The sequence below is a fragment of the Streptomyces sp. NPDC038213 genome, from assembly GCF_055600495.1.
Map to the genome: position 1 here is coordinate 1 of NZ_JBVJYM010000045.1, position 14,736 is coordinate 14,736.

12 protein-coding genes are annotated in these 14,736 nt (G+C 75.3%); 3 read left to right on the top strand and 9 right to left on the bottom strand.

Features of this window, described 5'->3' with window-relative positions; genetic code table 11:
• Window positions 1-84 precede the first annotated feature (84 nt).
• Window positions 85-1,296, bottom strand: coding sequence for an APC family permease (locus ACZ7JZ_RS34130; RefSeq protein WP_470946520.1), 1,212 nt, complete (start codon window positions 1,294-1,296; stop codon window positions 85-87).
• Between the two features lie 122 nt (window positions 1,297-1,418).
• Here ACZ7JZ_RS34130 and ACZ7JZ_RS34135 point away from each other — a divergent pair, with 122 nt between their 5' ends.
• On the top strand, window positions 1,419-2,033 hold the full coding sequence (locus ACZ7JZ_RS34135; protein WP_470946522.1) for a TetR/AcrR family transcriptional regulator: 615 nt from the start codon (window positions 1,419-1,421) through the stop codon (window positions 2,031-2,033).
• Window positions 2,034-2,328: 295 nt separating this feature from the next.
• Here ACZ7JZ_RS34135 and ACZ7JZ_RS34140 read toward each other — a convergent pair whose 3' ends face one another.
• The gene (locus ACZ7JZ_RS34140) at window positions 2,329-2,727 is read right to left on the bottom strand and encodes a hypothetical protein (RefSeq protein WP_470946586.1); all 399 of its coding nucleotides are present in this window, start codon (window positions 2,725-2,727) and stop codon (window positions 2,329-2,331) included.
• Window positions 2,728-2,852: 125 nt separating this feature from the next.
• On the opposite strand from ACZ7JZ_RS34140, the gene ACZ7JZ_RS34145 reads away from it, so the two are divergent.
• The gene (locus ACZ7JZ_RS34145; protein ID WP_470946524.1) at window positions 2,853-5,564 is read left to right on the top strand and encodes a helix-turn-helix transcriptional regulator; all 2,712 of its coding nucleotides are present in this window, start codon (window positions 2,853-2,855) and stop codon (window positions 5,562-5,564) included.
• 90 nt (window positions 5,565-5,654) lie between these two features.
• Entirely contained in the window at window positions 5,655-6,692 is a 1,038-nt protein-coding gene (locus ACZ7JZ_RS34150) for a helix-turn-helix domain-containing protein (protein WP_470946526.1), read from the top strand.
• Between the two features lie 36 nt (window positions 6,693-6,728).
• Here the strand turns inward: ACZ7JZ_RS34150 and ACZ7JZ_RS34155 are convergent, their stop codons facing one another.
• The 7 genes from ACZ7JZ_RS34155 to ACZ7JZ_RS34185 form a co-directional block, all read right to left on the bottom strand.
• Entirely contained in the window at window positions 6,729-7,439 is a 711-nt protein-coding gene (locus ACZ7JZ_RS34155; protein WP_470946528.1) for a GPR1/FUN34/YaaH family transporter, read from the bottom strand.
• Between the two features lie 32 nt (window positions 7,440-7,471).
• Window positions 7,472-9,343 carry an amidohydrolase gene (locus ACZ7JZ_RS34160; protein ID WP_470946589.1) on the bottom strand — a complete coding sequence of 624 codons (1,872 nt, stop codon included), beginning with the start codon at window positions 9,341-9,343 and terminating at the stop codon, window positions 7,472-7,474.
• Between the two features lie 154 nt (window positions 9,344-9,497).
• A complete protein-coding gene (locus tag ACZ7JZ_RS34165) occupies window positions 9,498-10,328 on the bottom strand; it encodes an alpha/beta fold hydrolase (protein ID WP_470946531.1) in 831 nt (276 codons plus the stop codon).
• 107 nt (window positions 10,329-10,435) lie between these two features.
• Window positions 10,436-11,044, bottom strand: coding sequence for a Dps family protein (locus ACZ7JZ_RS34170; protein ID WP_470946533.1), 609 nt, complete (start codon window positions 11,042-11,044; stop codon window positions 10,436-10,438).
• Between the two features lie 58 nt (window positions 11,045-11,102).
• On the bottom strand, window positions 11,103-11,591 hold the full coding sequence (locus tag ACZ7JZ_RS34175) for a DoxX family membrane protein (RefSeq protein ID WP_470946535.1): 489 nt from the start codon (window positions 11,589-11,591) through the stop codon (window positions 11,103-11,105).
• Window positions 11,592-11,596: 5 nt separating this feature from the next.
• Complete coding sequence (locus tag ACZ7JZ_RS34180) at window positions 11,597-12,259, bottom strand: hydrolase (protein WP_470946538.1); 663 nt, start codon at window positions 12,257-12,259, stop codon at window positions 11,597-11,599.
• A gap of 250 nt (window positions 12,260-12,509) precedes the next feature.
• A complete protein-coding gene (locus ACZ7JZ_RS34185) occupies window positions 12,510-14,630 on the bottom strand; it encodes an MMPL family transporter (RefSeq protein WP_470946540.1) in 2,121 nt (706 codons plus the stop codon).
• Between the last annotated feature and the right edge of the window lie 106 nt (window positions 14,631-14,736).

Consider the following 14,736-nt stretch of genomic DNA (forward strand, 5'->3'; position numbering starts at 1 on the left):
GAGGCGCAAGGCACTCCGGCGCTCCGCGCCTCCGGTCTCGGGATGGCCTTCACCACCGGGCTGAAGCCCGGTGCACTGGCCAAGTCACCGGTAGCAGGCGATCAGCAGGCCGATGCAGAGGATCGCGTCGCCGAGGAAGTCGGCGGAGACGAGCGTGAGCAGGACGAGGAGGCAGCCGGCCGCGGCCCCGCCGAAGAGGGTGCCGAAGCCGGGGGTGCGGTGGCGGGGGTGCACGCGGGCGAAGGCGGGCGGGAGGGCGCCGTGGGCGGCCATGGAGAGGGTGCCGCGGGAGGAGCCGACGAGGCTGGTGAGGAGGGCGGAGACCGCTGAGACGCAGACGGCCAGCTGCATCACCTTGGCGCCTGCCGGGCCGAGGACGGGCGGGGCGAGGGCGGAGAGGACGTCGGCGGCGCTCTCGGGGCTGCCGAGGCCGGTGGGGCCGGGCCCCGTGCCGGCGAATCCGATGGCCGCGAAGGCGGTGAACAGGTACGTGCCCAGGAGGACCAGGGTGGACAGGACCGCGGCCCGGCCTGCGGTGCGCTCCCCGTCACGCGTCTCCTCGTTCGCGGTGACCAGTGCGTCCCAGCCCCAGTAGATGAACAGGCACAGCATCACGGCCTCCGCGAAGGGGCCGAAACCGGGGAAGGCGAGGAGGTTGAGCCACTCCGGGGAGGGGGTGGCGGCGCCGTCGCGGGCGAGGGCGGCGGCGCCGAAGCCGAGGAGCGCGGCCAGCTGGAGTCCGAGCAGCACGTACTGGACGGAGGCCGAGAGGTGCAGCCCGCGGTACGCGACGGCGGTGACCGCGGCGAGCAGGGCCAGTGCGGTGAGGGTGACGGCGGGGGCGCTGGCGGCCAGGGAGTGCAGGCCCAGCAGTCGCAGCAGGTAGCCCGCGCCGACCTGGGAGAGGGCTGCCATCGCCAGGAGGGTGGCGGCCTGGACGACCCAGCCGCCGGTGAGCCAGCCGGTCAGCGGTCCGAAGGCCCGCGTGGTCCAGACGAAGGTGGTGCCGCAGTCGGGCATCTCGCGGTTGAGCTCGCGGAAGGCGAAGGCGGTGAGCAGGATCGGGACGAAGCCCAGGAGGAGGGCCGCGGGCGCGAGGTCCCCGACGGCCAGGGTCACGTACCCGAGGGTGACGGCGATGCTGTAGGCCGGGGCGACGCAGGAGAGCCCGAGGGTGACGGAGGCGAGCAGGCCCACCGAGCCCTTGCGCAGCCCCTTGTCGGGGGCGGGAGTCGGAGCGGCAGCGGGGCCGGGGACCTGGACGGGTCTGGCGCCGGCTTGGTTCGGGTCGGGCATGGTGCCTCCGTAAGGCGGACGGCGGTCTTTGTTAAACGCAGATTTAAGAGACTGGTCGCTGGATGGTCAAGGGATTGAGGGCTATCTTTAAATCCAGTCGCAAGAAAGATGAGGGATACGGCGTGGCCGCGAAGAGGGGCAGCAGTTCCAAGGAGGCCCGCCGGGCCGAGCTGGGCAGGGCGGTGGAGCGCGCCCTCGTGGCACGCGGGCTGGAGGGCCTGCGGCTGCGCGACGTCGCGGAGGAGGCGGGGGTCACCCCCGCGGCGGTGCTCTACTACGGCGACCTGGACGCCCTGGTCCACGCGACCTACCAGCAGGCGATCGAGCGCTACAGCCGGGAGCGCGAGCAGGCCGCGGACGAGTTCGCGGACGCGCGCCGCCAACTCGCGGCCTGTATCGACCAGGGGGTCGCGACCGGGCCGGAGGACACGCTGACCCGACTGCTCTTCGAGTACTGGCCCCGCTGTCTGCGCGACGCCAAGGCCGCGGCCCTGGACAGCGCCCTGACCGAACGTCAGATTGCCGTGTACTCAGGCATTCTCGTTCTGGGTCAGGCCCAGGGGCACTTCAGACTCCAGGACCCGCCGCGGACGCTCGCCGCCAGCTTCGTGGCCATGGAGGACGGCTACCAGATGGAGGTCCTCGCGGGCCGGCGCACCCGGGCCGAGGTCATCGCGGCCCTGCACGCCTACGCCCGGGCCGTGACGGGGTACGACATGGCGGAGCCCGTGGGGTAGGCGGCACGCGAGACGGCCGGGGCTGAGGGGAGAAGCGAGGCAGGTGGGACGCAAGAGCCAGGCCTACCCGCCCCGAATCGGCCAACGTCGCCCGTCCGGGCATGGGGTGGGCGGTCAGGGGCAGGAGCGGGCCATGATGTTCTCGCTCCTCACCCTGCTCCCGCTGGGCATCGCGATGGTCCTCACCGCCCTCGCCGAACCGGGCCCCCGCGGCCGCCACCGCCAGACCCGCTGATCCGCTGCCGCGCCCGCCGGGGCGGCGGGCGCCCGGCACGGGCGGGGCCGGGTCCGGCCGCTACGCTGCGCCGGCCGGGTCCCGCCTGTCCTCGACGTGGACCACCTTCAACTCGGTGCCGTCCTGGTGGCGCTTGGACCGGCCCAGCAGCCCGACGACGAGGTGCGAGGCGTCGCGCGGCTCGTCGGGGCCGACGTAGGTGAGCACGTCGTTGTGGTGCCCCGTGACGACCCAGCCGTCCGCGGCCGTCAAGTCGACCACCCCGAAGTCCCCGGCGGAGGATCCGGCCCGCGCGGGGCCGAACTCCGCCATGAGGCCCGCGGCCTGCTCGGCGAGGTCCCCTTCGGGGGCGGTCAGTACGACGCACGTGCCGTTCTCGAAGAGCACCCACGACTTGCCGGGGCCGATCAGGATGCGCCGCCAGACGTCTCTCAGCATCTCGGAGTCCATGCCGGCCATCCTGCCGGACGGCTCCGGCACCGCACCGATCTCCTTACGATCACTTTCAGTTATGATCTTTCTTCGCCGTTCGTCAATGACGAACGGCGTTCGATTTCGAGCAGGGAAAGTTCAGGAGCAGCACGTTGATAGGTCGTCAGAAGGAGCGGGCGGCCATCGCCGAAGCGCTCGCGCCCAGCATCTCCGCCGCTTCGCTGCTGCTGCTCGGGGACCCCGGGGTCGGCAAGACCGCACTCCTCGACTCCGCCGCCGCGGAGGCCGCCGCGGCCGGCGCCCGGGTGCTGCGGGTCCGCGGGAACGCCGCCGAGACCGAACTCGCCTTCGCGGGGCTCCACCAGCTGCTGCTGCCGGTCCTCGACGGCGCGCAGGGGCTGCCGGTCCGCCAGCGCGACGCCCTGCTGAGCGCCTTCGGCCTCGGCGAGGACCCGGCGCCGCCCGACCTGATGATGATGAGCCTCGCGGTGCTCACGCTCACCTCCCAACTCGCCTCCGCGCACCGGCTGCTGCTCGTCGCCGACGACGTGCAGTGGATCGACCGCGGCAGCTGCCAGGTGCTCGGCTTCCTGGCCCGGCGGCTCGCCGGCGAACCCATCGGTCTGCTCGTCGCGGCCCGCGGTACCCGCCGCCCCGACTGGCTGGACCCCTCCGTACCGGAACTGCTGGTGACGGCCCTTGCGCCCGCCGAGGCCGAGGAGCTCCTCGGGGCGCAGCCCGAGGCCCCCGTCGGCCCCGCGCGCCGCCGCGTCCTCGACACGGCCGCCGGCAATCCGCTCGCGCTCGTGGAGCTGGCCCGGCAGGCGGCGCGCGAGGGCGGCCTGCCCCCGACGGGCCGCGTCCCCGTCACCGACCTGCTGGAGCGCACCTTCGCCGACCAGGTCGGCGCGCTGCCCGCGGCCTCCCGCGAGGCGCTGCTGCTCGCCGCGGCGGCGGAGGGCGCCGCCCTGGGCGACGTACTGGCCGCGCTGCCGCCCGGCACGGGCGTCGAGGTCTGGCAGCCCGCGGAACGGGCGGGGCTGGTACGGGTCGACGCCGACCGCATCGCGTTCCGCCACCCGCTCATCCGGTCCGCCGTCTACGGCGCCGCCCCCTTCGCCGAGCGGCGCCGCGCCCACCTGGCCCTGGCCGCCGCGCTCGGGGCCGACCCCGACCGGCAGGCCTGGCAGCTGTCCGCGGCCACCGTGGCCCCCGACGCCGGGGTCGCGCAGGCGCTGGAGGGGACGGCGATGCGGGCGGTGGCCCGCGGGGCCATGGCGGAGGCGGTCGCCGGGCTGGAGCGGGCCGCCCAGCTGGGCACCGAACCGGCCGACCGCAGCCGCCGGCTCGCCACCGCGGCGTACGCCTCGGTGCTGGTCGGCGATCTCGGGCAGGCGGAGGCGCTCGCCGCGCAGGCGCTGGACGCCAACCGGGACCCCCTGGCCACGGGGTGGATCTCGGGGCTGAGCGGGCTCGTCGCCATGCTGGCCATGCGCATGGAGCGCGCCTTCGCTCTCGTCGACACCGACGGGCTGATGCACCCGGCCGCGATCGGGGCCGGCGTGTCCACCATCGCGACCGGGATCGCGTACCACTCGGGCTCCCCCGCCCAGCGCAAGCGCCTGAGGGCCCTGTTGGAGGAGCGCGACACGGAGGGCATCGCGGAGCACCCGTTCCACCTCTGGGACCTCGGCGTGACCGACCCCTTCGTGCAGGGCCCGGCGGTCCGCGCCCTGCTGCCGGCCGTCGCCGCGACCCCCGGGCGGCTCCCCACCGAACTGCACACCCTCGGCGTGCTGGCCCTGGTCCTCGACGAGACCGAGACGGCCGCCGGCCTGCTCGGGGAGCTCGTCAACCCGCAGTGGGAGGACGCGGACGCCTTCCACGCCGGGGTCACCGCCGTCGACCTGGCCTGGGCCAACGTGGACGCCGGCCGCTGGGCGGACGCCCGGCTCGGCGTGGAGCGGCTCGCGGCCCGGTTCCTCGACGGCGGACACACCCTGGGCACCGTACGGGCGGTGACGGTACTGGCCACCCTCGACGCCCTCACCGGTCATCCCGAGCGGGCGCTGCGGCACGCGGCCGCCGCCCTGGCCGCCACCGAACCGGCCGGCGTCCTGGGAACCGTGGTGCGCGCCCGCCGCGCAGCAGGGCTCGCCGCCACCGTGCTGGGCGACCACGCCGCCGCGCACCGGCACCTGCGCGCCCTCTTCGACCCCGCGGGCGCCCCGCTGCACCACCACCTGTCCTGCCATGCGGTCGCCGACCACGCCGCCGCGGCCGTGCTGACGGGACGCGCCGACGAGGCCCGTACGGTGCTGGAGGCCGTGGCCGCCGAGGTCGGGGACGGGGCCTCGGTCCGGCTCCGGCAGACCATGGACCGGGCCGCCGCCCTGCTGGCCGGACCCGAGGAGGCCGGGGAGCTGTTCCGGACCGCGCTGAGCGACCCTGCGGGCCGGCGGTGGCCGTTCGAACGGGCCCAGATCTGGCTGGAGTACGGGGAATGGCTGCGCCGACGGCGCCGGATCGGCGAGGCCCGCGAGGCGCTGACCACGGCGCGGGAGGCCTTCGACGGCCTGGGGGCCGTGCAGTGGAGCGGCCGGGCCGAGGCGGAGCTGCGGGCGGCCGGGGTCGCCGTCGAGCCGGGACCGCCCAGCGCCCTGCGGTCCCTGACCCCGCAGCGGCAGCGGATCGTCCGGCTCGCCGCGCAGGGGCTGACGAACCGGGAGATCGGCGAACGGCTCTTCCTGTCCCCCCGCACCGTGGGCACCCACCTCTACCAGGCCTTCCCGGCACTCGGCGTGACCTCCCGCAGCCAGCTGCGCGATGTGGTCGAGCAGGACGCGGGGCCGGGCGACCGCTGACGCACGGGGCAAGTCACTTGACGGATGGCAGGGGCGCCCGGCCCTCCGAGAGTGGGAGCGGAACCACCCCGCACCCCTCCCGGAGTCCCCATGTCCCAGGCCGTCTCCACCGCAGCCGCCCCCGCAGGCACCACCGCCACCACCGCGGCCCTGCCCCCCGCCGAGCGCGCCGACTACTGGCACAGCCTGGTCTCGGGCACCTTCGTACCGCTGGACGTCACCCTCCACGAGCCGGAGCCGGCCGTCGGCACGATCGTCAGCAGGCAGGTCGGCCGCCTCCAGATCTCCGAGGTCGGGGCCGGGCCGCAGACCGTCACCCGCAGCCGCGGCCGCATCGCCCAGGGCGGCGGCCAGTTCCTGACCCTCACCCTCCAGCACCGGGGCACGGCGCGGCTCACCCAGCACGGGCGGCAGGCGCTCGTCGTGCCGGGGACGTTCACGTGCTCGGACGCCGGGCAGCCGTACCGCCGCGAGCAGCCCGACGCGTTCCGGTTCACCGCGTTCCGGCTGCCCAAGGAGGACATCGGCGTCCCCGACGAGGACCTGAGGGCCGTCACGGGCACGCTCTTCGACGGCCGTACCGGGACCGCCGGGGTGCTGGCCGGCTACCTCGCCGGGCTGGCCGGGAACGCCTCCGGCCTGGACCCGGACACCGGGCACCGGCTGGGGCTGACCGCCGCCGACCTGCTCGCGGTCCTGGTCCGCGAGCGCCGGGGCCGCCCCGGGCCGCAGTCGCCGGAGGCGGCCCGGGGGATGCTCGCCCGGATCAAGGAGTACGTACGGAAGAACCTGGCCGACCCCGGGCTCACCCCGGAGCGGATCGCGGCCGCGCACCACGTCTCGGTGCGCTACCTGCACCGGCTGTTCGAGGCGGAGGGGGCGTCCGTGGGCCGGTGGATCCACCGGGAGCGCCTGGACCGGTGCCGCCGGGACCTGTCGCGCCGCACCGGCGCCGGGACGGCGGTGTCGGCGGTCGCCCAGCAGTGGGGCTTCGTCAGCCCGTCCCACTTCAGCCGGGCGTTCCGCGCGGCCTACGGCATGTCGCCCCGGGAGTGGCAGGCGCTCTCCCGGGAGACGGCCGATCCCGCCGCGAGCGCCGGTGCGGCGGGCCCTGCGCGGCCGGCCTGACCATCCGGCCGGCCGGCGTCCGCCCGCCGCGCCCGCCTACAGCGTCCGCCGCACCCCCGCCTGCCGCTCCACGTTGCGCAGCTGCACGGCGAGGTCGCCCTCCACCGCGTCCCGGGCGGGCCCGCTGCGGCCGATCGGCAGGACCTCCTCGCTGCGCATGTCCTCCAGCATCAGCGCGAAGGCCGCGTACCCCGCCGCGAGCGCGACCAGCAGGCCGAAGGCGCCCGCCGTCCGGGTGAGGGCCTCCGCTCCGGTCAGCCCGCCCAGCCCGGTGGCGGCCCACCGGGGCAGGGAGGCCGCGATGACCAGCCACAGCGCGCGCTTGGCGCGCGTGACCGCCGCCAGGAGCGCCCCCAGGGCCAGGAGGGCCAGGTTGAACACGCCGAGCACCCGGATCCCGCCGGCCGCCCCCGTCCCCATCACCAGCGCGTACGCGAGCCAGCTGCCCGCGAACACCCCCATGAGGGTGGCGGCGACGACGTCGCGGGCGCTGAAGGCGAGGATGCTCACCAGGAACTGGAGGGCGAACGCCGGCAGCACGCACAGGGCCACGGCCCGCCGCTCGGAGGCGTCGAACACCCCCAGCTGGAGGCAGCCGGTCAGGACCGAGGCGAGGGCCACGGTGAAGAAGCCGAGCGGCATCGGCGAGGCCATGGGGCGCAGGGTGATCCGGGTCATGGCGCGCAGGTCGGGCTCGAAGCGACGCCCCGGCCCGCCACCCTGGCCGGCGGCAGCGGTGCTACTCATACGGGGTCCTCCTCATGCGGGTGCTCCCGCGCTCAGTGGGCGAAGCAGGGGTCGACGGCGGCCGGACCGGCCGGGGGCGGGGCGCTCCGGCCGGTGCGCCAGGCGCGGTGCTCCGCGGACTCGGCGGCCGCCTCGGCCACGGCCTCCGCCTGCCGGGCGCCGGCCGACGGGTAGCCGCCGAAGCGGGCGACCGGGCTCCAGCCGGGGCTGACCGGGGGCAGCGGCTCCTCGAGTCCCGCGAACTCGGCGCCCGCGTGGACGATCCGCCCGCCGACCACGGTGAGGACGGACTCGATGTCCGGGATCTGCGCCTCGGGCACCGCGAAGTAGTCCGCGGACAGCACCGCGAGGTCCGCGAGGAAGCCCTCGCGGAGCATCCCCTTGGTGTCGGCCTCGCCGGTCAGGCGGGCGCCGCCGCGGGTGTACAGCTCGAGTGCGGTCGAGCGGTCGAGCAGGTTGGCGGCCGGGTAGAGCGCGGTGCCGCCGACGGTGCGCCCGGTCACCAGCCAGTGCAGGGAGACCCACGGGTTGTACGAGGAGACGCGGGTGGCGTCGGTGCCCGCGGCGACGGTCAGCCCGCGGTCCAGCATGGCGCGCACGGGCGGGGTGCGGGCGGCGGCCTCGGCCCCGTACCGATCGAGGAAGGCGGTGCCCTGGAAGGACATGCGGTTCTGTACGGACAGGGCGCCGCCTAGGGCCGCGATCCGGTCGAGGCTGGCGTCCGAGACGGTCTCGGCGTGGTCGAAGAGCCAGCGGCTGCCGGCCGGGAAGAGGCCTTCGGCGGCGAGCTTCTCGAAGACGGCGAGGTCGCGGCGGATGGTCTCGTCGTACGTGGCGTGCAGGCGGAAGCCCCAGCCGTGTTCGGCGAGCAGGCGGACGGCCTGCTCGAACTCGGCCTCGTAGCCGGGGGCGAGCTCGGGCCGCGGTTCGGAGAAGTTCTCGAAGTCGGCGGCGGCCCAGGTGAGGTTCTCACCGGCGCCGCCCAGGCGCAGCCACTCGTCGCCGTCGCCCGGCCGGACCGTCTGCGTCCAGCGGCGCAGGTCGGCGAGCTCCTGACCGGCGGTCTGCGGGAAGAGGTGGTAGGTGATGCGCAGCGACAGTTCGCCGGTGCGGGCCAGGTCGGTGACGGCGGAGTAGTCCTCGGGGAAGCTCTGGAAGCCGCCGGCCGCGTCGACGGCGGAGGTGAGGCCGAAGCGGTTGAGCTCGCGGAGGAAGTGGCGGGTGGAGGTGCGCTTGTCGGCGGGGTCCAGGGCGGGCGCCTTGGCGAGGGTGGAGTAGAGGAGCAGGGCGCTCGGCGCCGCCAGGAGCACGCCGGTCGGCTCGCCGTCGCGGCCGCGGACGATCTGCCCGCCGCGCGGGTCGGAGGTGGTGCGGGTGTAGCCGGCGGCCCGTACGGCGGCCCGGTTCATCAGGGCCGACTGGTACAGGTGCAGGACGAAGACAGGGGTGTCGGGGGCAGCGGCATTGAGTTCGGCGACGGTGGGCATCCGGCGTTCGGCGAACTGCTCGGCGGTCCAGCCGCCGACCACGCGGATCCACTGGCCCCTGGGGGTGCGGCCGGCCTGCTCGCGGAGCATCGCCAGGGCCGTGCGCAGGCTGCGGACCCCGTCCCAGCGCAGTTCCAGTACGTAGTTGAGGCCGCCGCGGATGACGTGCAGGTGGGAGTCGTTGAGTCCGGGGACGACCCGGCGGCCCAGGGCGTCGACGACCCGGGTTTCGGGCCCGGTGTGGGGGGCCAGGTCGTGGTCGTCGCCGAGGGCGAGGATGCGGCCGTCGCGGACCGCGAGCGCGGTGGCGGCGGGCCGGTCGGGGTCGCCGGTGTGGATCCGGGCGTTGCGCAGCAGGAGGTCGGCGGGGGCCGGTCCGCCGCTCTGGTGTCCGGGCAGCAGACCGGCGACGGGCATGCTCGGGCCGGGGGTGCCGGTCGGGGGCCGGCGTACGGACGCGGAGGCGGGTACGGGATCGTGGGGCATGGGGGCTCCGTCTGGGTGAGGGCCGGGTGCGGGGCGGGGCCGGCCCCCGGGTGGAAGGGCCGGCCCCGGTCGGGAGCGGGTGCCGTCAGTCGAGGAAGGCGAGCAGCGCCGCGTTGACCTCGTCGGCGTGCGTCCACAGCAGGCCGTGCGGGCCGCCGGGGACGATCGTCAGCTCGGCGCCCTCGATCAGCCGGGCGAGCGGGACGGCGGTGGCGTCGACGGGCAGGATGCGGTCGGCGTCGCCGTGGATGATCAGCACGGGCACGTCGATGCGGGGCAGGTCGGCGCGGAAGTCGGTGAGCCAGGCCTGGACGCAGTCGAGGGTGCCCTTGGCGGAGGCCCCGACGGCGACGTTCCAACTGGCCTGCACCGCCTGCTCGCTGATGCGCTCGCCGCCGAGCACGTCGGTGTTGTAGAAGTCCGCGAGGAAGGTGGTCATGAACGCGAACCGGTCGGCGGCGATGGCCTCCTCGATGCCCTTGAACACGCTGCCGTCGACCCCGCCGGGGTTGTCGTCGGTCTTGAGGAGGAAGGGCGGGACCACTCCGATGACGACGGCCTTCGTGATCCGCTCGGAGCCGTACGCGCCGAGGTAGCGGGTGACCTCGCCGCTGCCCATGGAGAAGCCGACGAGTACGGCGTCCCGCAGGTCGAGCGCGGTCAGGAGGGCGTCCAGGTCGGCGGCGAAGGTGTCGTAGTCGTAGCCGTCCGCCGGCTGGTCGGAGCGGCCGAAGCCGCGCCGGTCGTAGGTGATGACGCGGTTCCCGGCGGCGAGCAGCGCGGCGGTCTGCTTCTCCCAGGAGGCGCCGTTGAGGGGCCAGCCGTGGATCAGGACGACGGGGCGGCCGGTGCCGTGGTCCTCGTAGTAGAGGCGGACGGGGGCGGAGTTGCCTTCGGCGGCGTCGATGTAGGGCACGGGTGCTCCTTCGGTGGGGGTCCGCCCCGGGCCGTGGCGGGCGCAGGGACGGACATGCAAGTGGACTGGATGGAAGAGGTGTTGAGACGTCTGGTGGGCGAACGGGCCTACGGCTCCGGCCTGTTCTGTGGCGGGGCCGGGAGCTCGCCCAGGGTGGCCGCCAGGAACCACACCTGGGCCTCGCCGGTGCGGACCGGTCCCGACACCAGCAGGTCCGCGGTCCCCTCGTCCCCCGCGGCGGCGGCCCGGGAGGCCGCCCCGCGGGCGGAGGTCAGGATGTGCTCGTGGGCGTCCAGGAGCCGCGCCAGCATGGCGGGGACCGGTTCGACCCCGTCCGGCGGGCGGGGTACGCAGGTGAGTTCGGCCACGTGCCGGGGGTCGCCCACGGCGACGCCGCCGAGGGTCTGGACCCGCTCGGCGAGGGCGTCGACGAGGGCGAGCTGCTCGCCGGCGTGCCGGTCGAGCATCAGGTGCAGGGAGTGGAAGGTCGGCCCGTGCACGAGCCAGTGGTGCTTCTTGTACAGGGCGTAGAGGACCTGCGTGTCGGCGAGCAGCCTGTTGAGCAGCTCGCAGACGCGGGCGCGGGCCTCGTCGGGGAGGCCGAGGGGCAGTGGCCGGAGCGTGCCGAAGGGCTGGACCTGCGCGCCCGGCGGGTAGCGCAGTGTGCGCGCGCCACGCGGAACGGGTGTGTCCGCAGGCGCTGTTGGTGGGTGCATCGTGGATCTCTCCGGGACGGAGGGGCGGAGGGGCGGGTGGACGGGGTGCCCGTACGGCCTATGCGGCGGGGCGGTGCAGGGTGAGCCGGACGAGGAGTCCGCTGCCCACGCCCGCGGCGAGGACGGGGAGCGTCCACCACAGCGGGTAGGGGGCCAGGCCGAGCAGCCGGTCGAGGGACCAGGCGCCGGGGCCGGTCGCGGCGAGCGCGGCGGCGGTGCCGATGAGGACCAGCGGGTACTCGTAGCCGTCGTCCTGCACCCACAGCCCGTGGGGCCGCTTCACGGTGAGGGCCACGGTCATGACCCCGATGGCGCCGGTCGCGGCGAGCGGCGTCAGCAGTCCCGCGGCCAGCAGCAGCCCCGAGCCGAGCTGGCCGGCGCCCGCGGCGAGCGCGGTGAGCGCGCCGCCGCGGAAGCCGTCGGCGCGGAACTCCTCGGCGCCGGCGGCCAGGCCCCGGCCGCCGAGGTGCGTGCTGGTCTTCTGCACCCCGTGGGCCGCGATGAGCAGGCCGACGAGCAGGCGCAGCAGCAGGAGGCCGGTGTCCAAGCGGATCAGCCGGCGGCGTGGGCGCCGAGGATGCTCTGCGCGTACACGACGCCCAGGCCGTAGGCGCCCGCGTGCTCCTTGACGACCTCCATCACGGCGCCGTACGTCTCCTCGCGGGCCCAGTCGCGCTGGAGTTCCAGCAGCACCTGCACCCAGGTCACCGGGACGGCGCCGGCGGCGGTCATGCGGGCGACGGCGTGCTCGTGGGCGGCGGGGGTGACCCCTCCGGAGGCGTCGGTGACCACGTACACCTCGTAGCCCTGCGCCAGCGCGGACAGGGCGGGCAGGACGAGGCAGACCTCGGTCCACAGCCCGGACAGGACGATCTTCCTGCGGCCGGTGGCCCGGACCGCCTCGACCAGCGCCTCGTCCTCCCAGGCGTTCATGCTGGTGCGGTCGATCGGCTTCTGCCCGGGGAAGACGGCGGCGAGCTGCGGCAGCAGGGGGCCGGAGAAGGACTCGGCGGCCACGGTGGTCAGGACGGCCGGCACGTCGAAGGCGCGGGCCGCCTTGGCCAGGCCCACGGTGCTGTTGATGATGGCGGCGCGGTCGCCGCTGCCGGTGCCGAAGAACATCTGCGGCTGGTGGTCGACGAACACCATGACGGCGTTGTCGGGGGTGAGCAGGTCTGCGCTCGGGGCGGCCTTCACCTGGGCTGCGTCGAACATGGGGGTCCCCCTCTGACGGGTTGCGGATGCGGTCTGCGTGCCGGCCGCGGTTCCGCCGGGCCCGGCACACCCCGAACGTACGGCCGCTGTCCCGGGCCGGGTTGACCCTCCGCGCCCGGCCCCTTGCCCGTCAGTGCACCGCCTGCCGCACCGCCTGCCGACGGGGCACGCGGGGCACGGAAAGCGGCCTGCCCGCCCCCTTCTCGGCAGGGGGCGGGCAGGCCGGGGTGCGGGCGGCGGGGGCCGTCCGTCAGGGAGCGGGTTCCCCGCCCCCGTCGGCGGCCGGGGCCCCGGTCAGGGGGCGGGACAGGCGGCTGGGCCACCAGGCGCGCGGGCCGATGTCGATGACCAGGGCCGGGACGAGCAGCGAGCGGACGACGAGGGTGTCGAGGAGGACGCCGAACGCGACGATGAAGGCGATCTGGACGAGGAAGGCGAGCGGGATGACCATCAGGGCGGCGAAGGTGGCCGCGAGGACCACGCCCGCCGAGGTGATCACGCCGCCGGTGGTGGTCAGGCCGCGCAGGACCCCGGCGCGGACCCCGTGGACGAGGCTCTCCTCCCGGACCCGCGACATGAGGAAGATGTTGTAGTCCACGCCGAGGGCGACGAGGAACACGAACCCGTACAGGGGGACCGAGGCGTCCGTGCCGCTGAAGCCGAGCAGGTGCTCGAAGACGAGGGCGGAGACGCCGAGGGTGGCGAGGAAGTTCAGGGCGACCGTCGCCACCAGGAGGACGGGGACCAGGAACGAGCGCAGGAGCAGGACGAGGATCAGCAGGATGACGACGAGGACGATGGGGACGATGAGGTTGCGGTCGCGGGCCGCGGTCTGCTCGGTGTCGTAGCGCTGGGCGGTGTAGCCGCCGACGAGGGCGTCGGCGCCGGGGACGGCGTGGACCCGGGTGCGGAGTTCCTTGACGGCCGTCTGGGCGGCCTGGCTGTCGGCCGCCGCCTCCAGGGTGGCGTCGATGCGGACGCGGCCGTCGACGACGAGCGGCTCCCCGCCGCCCGGGCGGCCCGCGGCGGTGACGGCGGCGGCCGAGGCGATGCCCCTGCCGGCCGCGGCGGCGGTCACCTCGGCGGCCCGGTCCGCACGGGCGATGATCACCGCGGGCTGGCCGGAGCCCGCGGGGAAGTGCTCGCCGAGGGTCTGCTGGGCGGCGACCGACGGCGCGTCGTTGACGAAGATCTCGTCCAGCGGCACGCCCTTGGAGGACAGCGCGGGCGCGAAGGCGGCCAGGGCGAGCATGAGTGCGGCCGTCGCGGCCCAGACGCGGCGCGGGGAGCGGTCGATGACGGCGGCGATGCGGCGCCAGATGCGGTGGCCGTCGGCCGTGGCGTCGGAGGGCTTGGGCGTCGCGGGCCAGAAGGCGCTCCGGCCGAGGAGGACGAGGACGGCGGGCAGGAAGGTCAGGGTGCTGAGCACCGCGCAGACGATGCCGATGGCGCCGACCGGGCCGAGGGCGCGGTTGTTCGTCAGGTCGCTCGCGAGGAGGGCGAGCAGGCCGAGCGCGACGGTCGCGGCGCTGGCGGTGATCGCGCCGGCGGAGCGGCGTACGGAGGCGACGGCGGCGGCCATCCGGTCCCCGCGGGCGGCGAGTTCCTCCCGGAAGCGGGCGGCCAGCAGGAGTGCGTAGTCGGTGGCGGCGCCGATGACCAGGATGGACAGGATGCCCTGGACCTGGCCGTCCACGCGCACGATCCCGCGGTCGGCGAGCGCGTACACGACGGCGCAGGCCAGGCCGAGGGCGAACACCGCCCCGATGATGATCACCAGTGGCAGGAGCAGGCTCCGGTAGACGAGCAGCAGGATCAGCAGGACGGCGCCGAGCGCGACGCCGAGCAGCAGCCCGTCGATGCCCGCGAACGCGTCCGCGAGGTCCGCCTGGGTGGCGGCGGGCCCGGCGATCTGCGCGGTGAGGCCCGGGACGGAGGCGGCGGCCGTGCGCACCTCGTCCAGGACGGCGGGCAGCTCCTCGCCGAGGTCGGGGGCGAGCGGTACGACGGCCTGTGCGGCCTCGCCGTCCTGCGAGGGCAGGGCGGGCGAGGGCCGGCCGGAGATGCCGGGCCGTCCCGCGAGGGCGGCGACGGCGCTGGTCGCGGCGCGCAGCTGCGCCGCGTCGACGCGGGCGCCGCCGGGGGCGGTCCAGACGATGACGGCGGGCACCGACTCCGCGCGCTCGAAGGCCCTGCGGGCTTCGAGGACCTTCGTCGACTCGGCGCTCTGGGGCAGGAACGCCGCCTGGTCGTTGGTCGCGACCTCGCCGAGTTTCCCGGCGTACGGGCCGAGCGCCCCGCCGATCCCCAGCCAGACCAGCAACAGCACCAGCGGCACCAGCCACCGGGCCCGGCGCGATGTGCTCCTCATGGACGACCCCTCCGCGTTCGTGTACCGGATCCGTGTTTCCGGATCCGGATACCAGATAACTCAATGAGCAAGTATCTCGATGATTGAGAGATCATAGACGGAGGCC